General features: G+C 71.4%; 13 protein-coding genes. 2 read left to right on the top strand and 11 right to left on the bottom strand.

The window, feature by feature from the left end; genetic code table 11:
- Positions 1-2 precede the first annotated feature (2 nt).
- The 9 genes from ACQEV1_RS24335 to pgsA all read right to left on the bottom strand — a co-directional run bounded on the left by ACQEV1_RS24335 (position 3) and on the right by pgsA (position 7,782).
- The gene (locus tag ACQEV1_RS24335) at positions 3-755 is read right to left on the bottom strand and encodes a YebC/PmpR family DNA-binding transcriptional regulator (RefSeq protein WP_285581406.1); all 753 of its coding nucleotides are present in this window, start codon (positions 753-755) and stop codon (positions 3-5) included.
- Between the two features lie 151 nt (positions 756-906).
- Positions 907-1,512, bottom strand: a complete 606-nt coding sequence (gene pdxT, locus ACQEV1_RS24330; protein WP_285581405.1) for a pyridoxal 5'-phosphate synthase glutaminase subunit PdxT — start codon at positions 1,510-1,512, stop codon at positions 907-909.
- 89 nt (positions 1,513-1,601) lie between these two features.
- Positions 1,602-2,210 carry a DUF6928 family protein gene (locus ACQEV1_RS24325; protein WP_433396320.1) on the bottom strand — a complete coding sequence of 203 codons (609 nt, stop codon included), beginning with the start codon at positions 2,208-2,210 and terminating at the stop codon, positions 1,602-1,604.
- A gap of 149 nt (positions 2,211-2,359) precedes the next feature.
- Positions 2,360-3,289 carry a pyridoxal 5'-phosphate synthase lyase subunit PdxS gene (gene pdxS / locus ACQEV1_RS24320; RefSeq protein ID WP_433396318.1) on the bottom strand — a complete coding sequence of 310 codons (930 nt, stop codon included), beginning with the start codon at positions 3,287-3,289 and terminating at the stop codon, positions 2,360-2,362.
- Between the two features lie 117 nt (positions 3,290-3,406).
- Positions 3,407-4,438, bottom strand: a complete 1,032-nt coding sequence (locus ACQEV1_RS24315) for a DUF3048 domain-containing protein (protein WP_433396316.1) — start codon at positions 4,436-4,438, stop codon at positions 3,407-3,409.
- Between the two features lie 134 nt (positions 4,439-4,572).
- The gene (locus tag ACQEV1_RS24310) at positions 4,573-5,106 is read right to left on the bottom strand and encodes a hypothetical protein (protein WP_285618984.1); all 534 of its coding nucleotides are present in this window, start codon (positions 5,104-5,106) and stop codon (positions 4,573-4,575) included.
- A 2-nt stretch (positions 5,107-5,108) separates the two neighbouring features.
- Positions 5,109-6,254 (bottom strand): glycosyltransferase family 4 protein, encoded by a 1,146-nt coding sequence (locus tag ACQEV1_RS24305; protein WP_433396314.1) that lies wholly within the window; start codon positions 6,252-6,254, stop codon positions 5,109-5,111.
- Between the two features lie 30 nt (positions 6,255-6,284).
- Complete coding sequence (locus ACQEV1_RS24300) at positions 6,285-7,160, bottom strand: phosphatidylinositol mannoside acyltransferase (protein WP_285618988.1); 876 nt, start codon at positions 7,158-7,160, stop codon at positions 6,285-6,287.
- 7 nt (positions 7,161-7,167) lie between these two features.
- The gene (gene pgsA, locus ACQEV1_RS24295) at positions 7,168-7,782 is read right to left on the bottom strand and encodes a phosphatidylinositol phosphate synthase (protein WP_285618989.1); all 615 of its coding nucleotides are present in this window, start codon (positions 7,780-7,782) and stop codon (positions 7,168-7,170) included.
- Positions 7,783-8,042: 260 nt separating this feature from the next.
- Here pgsA and ACQEV1_RS24290 point away from each other — a divergent pair, with 260 nt between their 5' ends.
- Both ACQEV1_RS24290 and ACQEV1_RS24285 read left to right on the top strand, forming a co-directional pair.
- Positions 8,043-10,184 carry an elongation factor G-like protein EF-G2 gene (locus ACQEV1_RS24290; RefSeq protein ID WP_433396311.1) on the top strand — a complete coding sequence of 714 codons (2,142 nt, stop codon included), beginning with the start codon at positions 8,043-8,045 and terminating at the stop codon, positions 10,182-10,184.
- Positions 10,185-10,308: 124 nt separating this feature from the next.
- A complete protein-coding gene (locus tag ACQEV1_RS24285; protein ID WP_285618993.1) occupies positions 10,309-11,160 on the top strand; it encodes a polysaccharide deacetylase family protein in 852 nt (283 codons plus the stop codon).
- 10 nt (positions 11,161-11,170) lie between these two features.
- Here ACQEV1_RS24285 and ACQEV1_RS24280 read toward each other — a convergent pair whose 3' ends face one another.
- Both ACQEV1_RS24280 and ACQEV1_RS24275 read right to left on the bottom strand, forming a co-directional pair.
- A complete protein-coding gene (locus ACQEV1_RS24280) occupies positions 11,171-11,566 on the bottom strand; it encodes a thiol-disulfide oxidoreductase DCC family protein (RefSeq protein ID WP_433396308.1) in 396 nt (131 codons plus the stop codon).
- 16 nt (positions 11,567-11,582) lie between these two features.
- Positions 11,583-12,134, bottom strand: a complete 552-nt coding sequence (locus ACQEV1_RS24275; protein WP_285618997.1) for an HIT family protein — start codon at positions 12,132-12,134, stop codon at positions 11,583-11,585.
- Positions 12,135-12,274: the final 140 nt, after the last annotated feature.

The raw sequence follows: 12,274 nt of genomic DNA, 5'->3' as shown, positions 1-12,274 counted from the left end.
CGTCAGGCCTCGATCTTCTCCATGATCTCGTCGGAGACGTCGAAGTTGGCGAAGACGTTCTGCACGTCGTCGCTGTCCTCCAGCGCCTCGATGAGGCGGAAGACCTTCTTGGCGTTGTCCTCGTCGACGGGCACGCTGACGCTGGGCAGGAAGTTCGCCTCGGCGGACTCGTAGTCGAGGCCGGCGTCCTGCAGGGCCTTGCGCACCGTCACCAGGTCGCCGGCCTCGCTGATCACCTCGAACGACTCACCGAGGTCGTTGACCTCCTCGGCGCCGGCGTCCAGGACCGCCATCATCACGTCGTCCTCGGTGGTGCCGTCCTTGGGCACCAGGATGACGCCCTTGCGGGTGAACAGGTACGACACCGAGTTGGGGTCGGCGAGCGAGCCGCCGTTGCGGGTCAGCGCGGTACGGACGTCGGAGGCGGCGCGGTTGCGGTTGTCGGTCAGGCACTCGATGAGCACCGCGACGCCGCCGGGCGCGTACCCCTCGTACATGATCGTCTGCCACTCGGCGCCACCGGCCTCCTCACCGGCGCCGCGCTTACGCGCCCGCTCGATGTTGTCGAGGGGCACGGAGTTCTTGCGCGCCTTCTGAATGGCGTCGTACAGCGTCGGGTTGCCGTCCGGGTCGCCGCCGCCGGTGCGGGCCGCCACCTCGATGTTCTTGATGAGCTTGGCGAACAGCTTGCCCCGTTTGGCGTCGACAACCGCCTTCTTGTGCTTCGTCGTCGCCCATTTGGAGTGGCCACTCATGCGTTTCGCGGGGCCACCCGGCGAGCCGCCGAAGAGGTGAGCCCCTTCCTCCAATCTCCGAAAGTCTCAGAACGTCACAGCACACTGCCTGGACGCCGTGCGCGGCGGGATCCCCCGGACGCGGCTCCCCACCCCCGAGGGAGGCCGGAGGTCACGAGGCTTCCTTCACCATCTCGAGGAAGTAGGCGTGGATCCGGGGATCGCCGGTCAGCTCGGGATGGAACGAGGTCGCCAGGAGGTTCCCCTGCCGGACGGCGACGATCCTACCGGCGGAATCGCCGCTCGCGGCACGGCCGAGCGCGTCGGCGCCCGCACCGACCGACTCCACCCACGGCGCGCGGATGAAGACCGCGTGGAAGGGCCGGTCGAGGCCGCCCATCTCGACGTCGCTCTCGAAGGAGTCGACCTGGCGGCCGAAGGCGTTGCGGCGTACGACCATGTCGATGCCGCCGATGGTCTCCTGCCCGGCCGCGCCGTCGAGGATGCGGTCGGCCAGCATGATCATGCCGGCGCAGGAACCGTAGGCGGGCATGCCCTGCTCGACACGCTTGCGCAAAGGCTCCAGCAGGTCGAACGTCCGGGCGAGCCGCCACATCGTGGTGGACTCACCGCCGGGGATCACGAGCGCCTGAACACGCTCCAGCTCCTCCGGACGGCGGACGACCGCGGTGGCGGCGCCGCAGGACTCCAGGACACGGCGATGCTCGCGGACGTCACCCTGCAGTGCGAGCACGCCGACCGTCGGGACAGCAGCCACGAACCAGCCCTTCACGTCGAGTTGTACCAATGAGCTTAGTGCCAGTGACAACACCCGCGGCGCGCGCCGGCTTCCCCGGGCCCCCCGTGTCAGGCGAGCTTGAAGCGGCGCAGCGGGAGCTCGAGCGGGAGGAAACCGTCGGCGCCGCGCTCGGCGATGTCGCGGCCGAACAGGTGCTCGCGCGCGAGCGCCATGCCGTACTCCTCGTAGTCGAACGGCAGGGGGACGTCGGACGCGCCGTCGTCGATGGCCTTCCAGAACGGGGCCTCGGCCGGCAGCCGCTCGCCTAGGTCGACCACGACCCCGTCCTCGGCGGTGACGTAGACGTCGCGGCGCGCCCGGTCACCGGAGTACCACCGGAACCAGCAGCCGGACACGACGCTGTGCAGGACCAGCACGCCGCACGAGCCGCCCGGCAGCGCGCGGGCGATCTCGTCGGCGAGGCGGCGCGCCCGGTCGTCGACGCAGAACAGCCGGCGGTCGCACACGACCAGCGCGTCGCCGTACGCGCCGACGAACAGCTCGTCCTCGTAGGGCCAGAGCGCGAAGTCGAGCACGGTGTCGCCGGTCTCGGTGACCGAGTGCTCCGGGTAGAGCCGACGGGCCAGCGCCACGGCGCGGTCCGCGTCCGGAACCAACCCCGGCCCGAAGGAGGCTCCGTTCACACGCGAACACGCCAACGCGACCGACCAACCCATGGGCGTCGTCCCCTCCCGCGCTCGGCGGACCCTGCCGGCGGCACCAGCGTTCAGTCGCGGCCCAGGGTAACCCGCCTTTCCCGCGCTGTGGAGGGGAGAACACACTTCGTTTGCCCTCGGCGGCGGCCGTTCCGGACGGTACGCGGCCGCTACCAGCCCCGGACCGCGAGCCGGTCGCTCTCGGCCAGGGAGGAGACGTTGATGCCGACCATCGCCTCGCCGAGCCCGCGCGAGACCTTGGCGATCACGTCGGGGTCGTCGTAGAAGGTGGTGGCCTTCACGATCGCCTCGGCGCGCTTGGCCGGGTCGCCGGACTTGAAGATGCCCGAGCCGACGAACACGCCCTCGGCGCCGAGCTGCATCATCATGGCGGCGTCGGCGGGCGTCGCGATGCCGCCCGCGGTGAACAGCACCACCGGCAGCTTGCCGGCCCGCGCCACCTCCTTGACCAGCTCGTACGGGGCCTGCAGCTCCTTGGCGGCGACGAACAGCTCGTCTTCGGGCAGCGAGCCGAGCCGCCGGATCTGCTGGCGGAGCTGCCGCATGTGGGTGGTGGCGTTGGAGACGTCACCGGTGCCGGCCTCGCCCTTGGAGCGGATCATCGCCGCCCCCTCGGTGATGCGGCGGAGCGCCTCGCCGAGGTTGGTGGCGCCGCACACGAAGGGCACGGTGAAGGCCCACTTGTCGATGTGGTTGTCGTAGTCGGCCGGGGTGAGCACCTCGGACTCGTCGATGTAGTCGACGCCGAGGGCCTGCAGGACCTGCGCCTCGACGAAGTGGCCGATGCGCGCCTTGGCCATGACCGGGATCGAGACGGCGTTGATGATGCCCTCGATCATGTCGGGGTCGCTCATCCGCGACACGCCGCCTTCGGCGCGAATGTCGGCGGGCACGCGCTCGAGGGCCATCACGGCGACGGCGCCGGCGTCCTCGGCGATCTTCGCCTGCTCGGGTGTGACGACGTCCATGATCACGCCACCCTTGAGCATCTCCGCCATGCCCCGCTTGACGCGGGCGGTGCCGGTCTCGGGAACGGCGTTGGTCTGGTCGGGGGCGGCGTCGGGAGTGGCGGTGGACACGGCTACCTCTTCGAATGAGTCGATCAAGCTGTCGTATCCATGGTAGGGGCAGCTGACCGGCGCGACCGCCCTGCCATGTCGTCAGGAATCAGGCCGTCATCCGACATGATGTACGACTCAGGGCGTCGTCGGCTTCCCGTCGTTGACGAGGACCACCCAGACCTGGCCGGTGGCGAACGTCATGGGCGCGCCGGAGGCGGTGGTGAAGGTCGTCCCGTCCTTCTCCGACAGCCGCGACCAGCGCGCGTCGTAGGCCTTGCCGTCGCGCAGCACGGTCGCCCCGCCGGTGCCCACGGTCTGGACGAGCGGCGTGTAGTTGCCGAGGAAGTCGTGGAACTGCGAGCGGGTCGTGTGGGCCCGCTGGATCACGATCGTCGCGCCGCCGACCCGGCCGCCCTCGCCGGCGCGGTCGGCGCGGCCGTCCTGGGTGAGCAGCCACCGCTTCTCCCCCGGTGACCAGGTGAACTTCAGCGTCGCGGCCGGGTAGCGGGCGGTGAAGCTCGGGACCGCCTTGCCGCCGTCCGGGGCCGGGCCGAACCGGAAACCGATGTCGCCGGCCCTGGAGGCGCCCGGCGCGCGGGCGAGGAGCTGCTGCGGGGTGCCGTAGAGGTTGTACGGGGCGGCGTGCGGCCCGGTACGGGTGTAACCGGTGTTCGAACGGTCCTGGGAGACGTCCAGGAGGGGCGCCTGGGCGACGTAGGGCTTCATCTTGCTCTGCACCCCGGAGTAGGCGAACGCGGGGCGGCCGAACTGCGGCAGCAGGTGCAGGTCGGAGATGCGGGCGCTGCGGACCGGGCCGACGCGGGACGGCAGCTTGGAGGAGAAGACCGCCATGATCCGGCTGAGGCCGCCCTCGACCTGCTCGACGTAGACGATGTCGGCCGACCGCAGGCCGAGCTGCGGCTTGGCGGACCGGGTGTTGTCGATCTTGACGGCGAGGACCGGGCCGTCCGCGCCGCCCGGCGCGCCGGTGAACGGGTGGGTCCGGGCGGGCGACGGCGTGGACGACGGCGACGAGCCGGCCGAGACCGGCGGCGGAGGCGACGCGGCGGCCGTGACCGGTCCCTTCGAACAGGCCGCGAGGGCCGCCGTGACGAACGTGGTGACGAGCACGGCGGCCGGGGCCGGCGTCGTACGGAAACAGCGCACTACCTGCACCTCCGGACAAATCAGACGTCCTGAGGTCGCGAGGCTAGCCGAAGAACAGGCTGCTCGAACCCTCCTTGGCGGGCCCGGTATGACCATGCGTCCCACCGGTCACAGGGGTCCCCTGAGTGGGGGTCTCAGCTCTCCGGAGGGGCGTCGTCGATCTCGAAGAAGTCCGGCAGCGGCGCCCGGCCGTGCAGCGGAAGGACCCGGGGCAGCAGCTTCCGGCGCGCCGTCCGGGTGGCGGTCACCGCGTTGTTGTAGAAGCTGCGCGCGTAGGTGACCTTGCGCACGGCCGCGTCGAGGTCCTCCAGGAGGGCCGCCCCGTCCTCACCGGCCTCCAGAGTGGGGCGGAAGTCCGGCTGGCCGACGACGGCGCGCAGAGCACGCGACAGGTCGCTCTCGGCGAACTCCCGGTTGTCGGCGTCGGCGATGCGGGCCTCGTGCGCGGCGGCGGCGAGCAGCAGGCTCGTGGCCGGATCGAGCTGCCGGGAGGCGGCCAGCTCCAGGGCGACGGCCGCACGCCGTACGAGCGCGGCGTCCAGGCCGGCGCGGGCGGTCTCCAGGCGCACGTGCAGCCGGTCGAGGCGCGTCGCGCGCCACGAGACGTACACCCCGATCAGCAGGAGGACCGCGGCGATCAGGGCGATGTGAAGGAGGATCTCGGGCATGGTCAGCTCGACGAGGTCCCGACGACGCCGTCGCCGACGACGGTCTCATAGACACGGACCACGTCCCGGGCCACCGTCGACCAGTCGTAGGCGCGTACGGCCGCCCTGGCGTCGTCGGACAGCTGTTTGCGGCGCGGGGCGTCGTCGAGCAGCTCCGCGGCGGTGGCGGCCAGCGCCGCCGAGTCGCCGACCGGGAACAGCGCGCCCGCGCGCCCGCCGAGCAGCACGCGGCTGAACGCCGGGATGTCGCTGGCCAGGATGGGCGCCCCGGCCGACATCGCCTCGGCGAGCACGATGCCGAAGCTCTCACCTCCGGTGTTGGGCGCGACGAAGACGTCGACCGAGTGCAGCATGCGGACCTTGTCGGCCTCGCTGACCAGGCCGAGGATGACGACGCGGTCGCGCAGCTCCGGGGCGACCCGGGCGCGCACCTCGGCCGCGTCGCCGGGACCGGCCACCAGCAGCCGCAGCCCGGGGCGCTCGCGGCCGAGCGTCTCGAACGCCCGCAGCAGCACGGGCAGGCCCTTGCGGTGCTCGTCCATGCGGCCGAGGAAGCCGAGCGCCCCGTCGTCTCCGGGCCAGCCGGGCAGCGGCTCGGCCATGGCGTACCGCTCGGTCGTCACCCCGTTGGGGATGAGCACGGCGTCTCCGCCGAGGTGTTCGACGAGGGTCTTGCGCGCCTTCTCCGACACCGCGATCCGGGCGGTGATCTTCTCCAGCGCGCTCTGCAGGATCGGGCCGGCCGCCGACAGGGCGCGGGAGCGTTCGAACGACGCGTGGAAGGTGGCGACGATCGGCCCGTCGGCGGCCCAGCAGGCCAGCAGGCCGAGCGACGGCGACGCCGGCTCGTGCACGTGGAGGACGTCGAACCGGCCGTCGCGGATCCAGCGGCGCACGCGGCTCGCGGACAGGAAGCCGAACGACAGCCGCGCGACCGACCCGTTGAAGGGCACCGGCACCGCGCGCCCGGCCGACACGACGTACGGCGGCAGCGGAGCCGCGCCGGAGGACACCTCGGTGTCGTCGGCCGGCGCGATCACCGAGACCTCGTGCCCGGAGGCGAACAGCGCCTCGGTGAGATCGCGCACGTGCGACTGGACGCCACCGGGGACGTCCCAGGTGTACGGGCAGACGATGCCGATCCTCAAGGGCCGCTCGCCTCTCTCATCCCTCGGCGGTCAAAGATCCTCAACCCAGACGCGTTGGAGCATGTGCCAGTCTTGCGGATGGGCTGCGACGCCCTGCTGGAAGGTGTCGGCGACCGACTGCGTCATCGTCGCGACATCGTCGTCGCCGCCGGGCACGGCGATCTCGTCGTGCACCCGGACCCCCCAGTCGTCACCTTCGTACCACAGGGTGACCGGACGGAGCGCGGCGCCGGTGCGCACGGCCAGGGCGGCCGGGCCGGCCGGGAACTTCGCCGGACGGCCGAAGAAGTCGACCTCGACGCCGGTCCTGGTCAGGTCGCGGTCGGCGACGAGGCAGACCAGCCCGCCGCCGTCCAGCCGCCGGGACAGGGTGGCGAACACGTCGTCCGCCCCGCCCGTGGCGGGCAGCACCTCCATGCCGAGGCCGGCCCGGTAGGCGACGAACCGGTCGTACAGGGACTCGGGCCGGAGGCGTTCCATGACGGTGGTGAACGGCGTGCCCGACAGCGCGATCCACGCGCCGGCGTGGTCCCAGTTGCCCATGTGCGGCAGCGCGGCGACCACGCCGCGCCCGGCGTCGAGGTCCTTGTAGATCTCCTCGACGCCGGTGATGCGCATGCCGGACAGGATGCGCTCGCGGCTCATCGACGGCAGGCGGAAGGACTCCAGCCAGTAGCGGAAGTAGGAGCGCATGCCTCGGCGGCTCAGCTCGCGCAGCTCGTCGTCCGGCGTGTCGTCGCCGACGACCCGCCGGAGGTTCTTCTCGAGCTGGCGCACGCCGCGGCCGTGGCGCTGCCAGACGCGGTCGGCGATGAGCATGAAGATCTCACGCGCGACCGGCTCCGGCATGTGGCGGACCGCCGCCCAGCCCAGGCCGTACGCGGCGTCGGCCACCTCGTCCCTCATCGGATCCTCACGACAGCTCTCCGGCCTCCACCTGGCGCCGTACGGCGATGTAGCGCTGGGCGACCGTGATCACGCTGGCGATGGAGAGCACCCACAGGCCGATCGCCAGGACGTACGGCACGCCGAGGCCGGTCAGTCCGATCGCGACCAGGCTGACGATCAGGCGCTCGCCGCGCTCGGCGATGCCGATCGTGGCGTTGAGGCCCATGCCCTCCGCGCGGGCGCGCGCGTACGACACGAGCACCCCCGAGATCAGGCAGAACAGGGCGAGGCAGACGAGGAGCATGTCGTTGTGATCCCGGCCGGCGTAGCGCAGGATCAGCCCCGTGAAGATCGCCGCGTCCGAGACGCGGTCCATGTTGGAGTCGAGGAAGGCGCCGAAACGGCTCGTCTTCCCGGTCACCCGCGCCACGGCCCCGTCGAACAGGTCGAAGAAGACGAAGATCGTAATGACGATCGTCCCCCAGAAGAACTGTCCGAAGGGGTAGAAGGCCAGCGCGCCGACGACGACCCCGAGGGTGCCGATGATGGTGACCGTGTTGGGTGTCACGCCGGTGCGGGCCAGCGCGTGTCCGACCGGCGAGGTGACCCGTGAGAGCGCCGGCCGTATTTGGTTGAGCATTCCCGTCCTTGTCATGTGATGCGGTTGCGGTGTTCACGCTCGTGACTGCGCGCGCAACCGGCGGATCCCGCCCGATCGTGCCCGAACTCCCCCGGCGGGCCAATCGTAGTGCGTGACGTCGGCCCAGGTGGGAAGGGCTGAATACAGGAGGACTCGAGCGTTTGCCGGTCACCCCCTTGTGATATGCGGCCAAGACCGTAAGGGTGGTGACCACGGGTGTGGCGCCCGTCACACCCAGGTCTCCCAATGGAGGTGGGCGCGTGGCGGATAAAGCTGGTCCCCAAGGAGCCGCCGGCAGGGCACCATCGGTCGACCAACCCGAGAAGATACGCAATATCGCGTTGGTCGGCCATTCCGGGGCGGGGAAGACGACTCTCGTCGAGGCGCTGCTCGCTGCGACCGGTACGATCCAGCGGCCCGGTCGCGTCGAGGACGGCTCGACGGTCAGTGACTACGACGAAGTGGAGATGCGCCAGCAGCGCTCGGTGAACCTCTCCCTGGCGTCGTTCGAGCACGCGGGCATCAAGGTCAACCTGCTGGACACCCCCGGCTACGCCGACTTCGTCGGCGACCTGCGCGCCGGGCTGCGCGCCGCGGACGCCGCGCTGTTCGTGGTCTCGGCGGTCGACGGCATCGACGGCGTCACGCGCAACCTGTGGGAGGAGTGCGCCGCGGTCGGCATGCCGCGCGCCGTGGTCATCACCAAGATCGACCAGCAGCGGGGCGACTTCGACGAGGTGCTGACCGAGTGCCAGGACGCCTTCGGTGAGGGAGTCCTGCCGTGTTACTTCCCGTGCGAGGCGGGCCTGATCGCACTGCTCTCGCAGAAGTGCCTCGACTACTCCTCCGGCACCCGCACCGAGCGCGAGCCCGACGCGGAGTTCCTGGACCGCCTGTCCGAGCAGCGCGGCGCGCTGATCGAGGGCATCATCCAGGAGAGCGAGGACGAGACCCTCATGGACCGCTACCTGTCCGGTGAGGAGATCGACGTCAAGGCGCTCGTGGAGGACCTGGAGAAGGCGGTCGCGCGTGGCAGTTTCTACCCGGTCCTCACCACCTCCGTGCCCCACGGCGACCACCCCGGCCCGGTGATCGGCATGATGGAGCTGCTCGAGGTGATCACGCAGGCGTTCCCGTCGCCGCTGGAGCACGGCATCCCGGAGGTGACCACGACCGACGGCTCGCCGGTCGGCGCCCTGACCTGCGACGCCGACGGGCCGCTCGTGGCCGAGGTGGTCAAGACGGCCTCCGACCCGTACGTCGGGCGGATCTCGCTGGTCCGGGTGTTCAGCGGCACGCTCACGCCCGACGCCACGGTCCACGTCTCCGGGCACGGCATGGAGGACCGCGGGCACGAGGACCACGACATCGACGAACGCGTCGGCGCGCTGACCTCGCCGCTCGGCAAGGTGCAACGCACGGTCTCCTCCTGCGTGGCCGGCGACATCTGCGCGGTGGCCAAGCTCACCCACGCCGAGACCGGCGACACCATCTCGGCCAAGGAGCAGCCGCTGCTGATGGCGCCGTGGTCGATGCCGGACCCGTTGCTGCCGACGGCGATCCAGGCCAAGTCGAAGGCCGATGAGGACAAGCTGTCCCAGGCGCTGGGGCGGCTCGTGGCCGAGGACCCGACGCTGCGGCTGGAGAACAACTCCGAGACCCGCCAGCTGGTGCTGTGGAACATGGGCGAGGCCCACGCCGACGTGCTGCTGGACCGGCTGAGCAGCCGCTACGGCGTCGAGGTCGAGACCGTGCCGCTGCGGGTGCCGCTGCGCGAGACGTTCGGCGGCACGGCCCAGGGCCTCGGCCGGCACGTCAAGCAGAGCGGCGGGCACGGGCAGTACGCCATCTGCCACATCGAGGTGGAGCCGCTGTCGTCGGGCACGGGCTTCGAGTTCGCCGACAAGATCGTCGGCGGCGTCGTGCCGCGGCAGTTCATCCCGTCGGTCGAGAAGGGCGTGCGCATCCAGATGGACCGGGGCGTCTCGGCCGGATACCCGATGGTCGACATCAAGGTGACCCTGTACGACGGCAAGGCGCACTCGGTCGACTCCTCCGACATGGCCTTCCAGACGGCGGGCCAGCTCGCCCTCAAGGACGCCGCCGCCAAGGCGAAGGTCCTGCTGCTCGAGCCGGTGGACGAGGTCGCGGTGCTCGTGGCCGACGACTACGTCGGCGCGGTGATGTCGGACCTGTCGTCGCGGCGCGGGCGCGTGCTGGGCAGCGAGACGGTCGCGGGCGGCCGCTGCCTCATCAAGGCGGAGGTGCCGCAGCTGGAGATCACGCGGTACGCGATCGACCTGCGGTCCATGTCGCACGGCACGGGCACGTTCAGCCGGACGTTCCTGCGGTACGAGCCGCTGCCGTCGCAGCTCGCCGACAAGGTGATCGCCGACTCGTGAGCCGCGGCCGGCCCCGTGTCCTCCGTGAGGGCCATGGGGCCGGCGCGTCTCCTCCTCACGGCAGACCCACGTTCGTCCTCGCGGATGACGCGGCGTTAACCAGCGGTTTGCGACCATCTCCTGTATGGGCGATACGGGGGCCGTCGAGCCGAAGAGCTCACGGCGGTCGGTGCTGCGGGCGCTGACCGGAGCAGGGACGATCGCGGGGCTGGCGGCGGGCGCGGCCGGCACGATGGGCGGGCTCGCGGCGGGCGGGTTACTCGACGACGCCGACGCGATGCCGGGAACGCCCGTCTCGGCGATCGGCGTGCCGACGGACGGGCCCTGGCGCCCCTCCCCCGCCCACGTCGACGTCTCCTGGGCGGTCGACACGTCGCAGCGGCTGGTGGCCCTGACGTTCGACGACGGGCCGATGCCGAACTGGACGCCGATGGTGCACGACATTCTCGACGAGGCGCGGATCCCCGCGACGTTCTTCCTCGTCGGGCAGCGTGTGCAGGAGAACGCGCGGCTGATCCACGGTCGCATGGACCGGCACGCGGTCGGCAACCACACCTGGGCGCACAAGGACCTGACCCGCATGACCCACCCGCAGGCGTACCGGGCGATGCACCGGGCGCACACCACGATCGCCGAGGTCACCGGCAAGGAGCCGGAACTGCTGCGGCCCCCGATGGGCAACATCGGCGGCACCACGCTGAGCGCCGCGGGCGCGCTCGGCTACCACGTGGTGCTGTGGTCGCTGAAGATGCGGGAGTCGTATCTCGGGCACCCGCCCGGGCGGCTCATCGACTACATCGTCGACAACACCGAGCCCGGCACCATCCTGCTCGCCCACGACACCGGCCACCGCGACCGCCTGATCGCCATCCGCGGGCTGCCCGCGATGATCCGCGGCCTGCGGGCGAAGGGGTTCGAGTTCGTCACCGTTCCCGACCTGCTCGCCGCAGCGGGCACCGGGGCCGCCAAGACCTGACCAGGGCCGCTCAGCCGGCCGGGCCGCCCGCCCCGGGGCGTTCGGACGGGGGCAGCCCGCACGCGGGAGTGCCGCCGGGCAGGCGGAAGCGGTTGACGGTGACGAGGTGGTAGACGCCCGCGGCGATCCAGCGGACCGGCGGCACGCGGATCAGCAGGCCGAGCGGCCGCCAGAGGCCGCCCGCGTCGATGAGGAGGCTCGCGATCGCCTGCGCGCCGCCGCGTACGCGGCCCGGCTCCGCCCAGAGCACCTCGCCGCTCGCGCGTTCGGCGGTCGTGCCGAGCGCCGCCAGGTCCGCCGACTGGTACGGGCTCATCCGCGCCTTCGTCGGGATGTGCCGCTCGATGAACCGCGCCGAGGCCGTGCAGAAGCCGCAGTCGCCGTCGTACAGCAGGATCGGGTGCATGAGGGGGGCTGCCCGCTCAGTCCAGGGGCCAGGCGTCCGCGATGATCTGGCGGGTGTCGCGGAGCAGCTGCGGCAGCACGCGGGTCTGGCCGATGACCGGCATGAAGTTGGTGTCGCCGCCCCAGCGGGGGACGACGTGCTGGTGGAGGTGGGCGGCGATGCCGGCGCCCGCGACGGTGCCGAGGTTCATGCCGACGTTGAAGCCGTGCGCGCCGCTCGCCTTGCGCAGCGCGGTCAGGGACCGCTTGGTGAGCAGTGCCAGCTCCGCGGTCTCGGCCTCGTCGAGTTCGGTGTAGTCGCTCACGTGGCGGAACGGGCACACGAGCAGATGCCCGGAGTTGTACGGGTACAGGTTGAGCACCGCGTAGGCGTACTCCCCGCGCCGGACGACCAGGCCCTCCTCGTCGTCCATCCTGGGGATCTCGCAGAACGGGCAGCCGTCGTCCGGGCCCAAGCCGGTGGGCTTGCTCTCTCCCTTGATGTACGCCATCCGGTGGGGAGTCCACAGACGCTGGAACTGGTCGGGGTCCCCGACGCCGAACTGCTCCTCAGGCTTGGGCTCGGTCATGCCAGAAGCATAGGACCGCCCGGACCGCCCCGCCCCTCCCGGGTGACCCGGCCAACGCGGAACGACCCGGCGACGAGGTGAGTTCCGGCATGGAAGGTGCGCCCCGCCCATGCGGATGGGACGATCCGTCGATCAGGGAT

This window comes from Actinoallomurus sp. CA-142502 (genome assembly GCF_050936355.1).
Classification (GTDB): domain Bacteria; phylum Actinomycetota; class Actinomycetes; order Streptosporangiales; family Streptosporangiaceae; genus Actinoallomurus; species Actinoallomurus iriomotensis.
Note: the sequence above shows the minus strand (reverse complement) of the source record. Positions and strands in the feature narration are given on the sequence as shown.